Annotated in this window: 1 protein-coding gene; it reads right to left on the minus strand. The window is 48.0% G+C overall.

Annotated features, from left to right (window positions below; all coding sequences use genetic code 11):
- On the minus strand, positions 1 to 296 hold a 296-nt coding region (locus Q1A73_RS24515; protein WP_299611469.1), incomplete at both ends, for a hypothetical protein.

Raw genomic sequence — 296 nt, forward strand, 5'->3', positions numbered from 1 at the left:
TCAGCTTCTTGACGTTGTCTTTCTTCTTCAGCTAGTCTTGCAGCCTCTGCCTCTTGACGTAATCTCTCTTCCTCAGCTAATCTAGCAGCCTCAGCCTCTTGACGTAATCTCTCTTCCTCAGCTAATCTAGCAGCCTCAGCCTCTTGACGTAATCTCTCTTCCTCAGCCAATCTAGCAGCTTCTGCTTCTTGACGTAATCTCTCTTCTTCAGCTAGTCTTGCAGCCTCAGCCTCTTGACGTAATCTCTCTTCCTCAGCTAATCTAGCAGCCTCAGCCTCTTGACGTAATCTCTCTTC

Source organism: uncultured Aquimarina sp., assembly GCF_947492115.1.
In the GTDB taxonomy this organism is placed as follows: domain Bacteria; phylum Bacteroidota; class Bacteroidia; order Flavobacteriales; family Flavobacteriaceae; genus Aquimarina.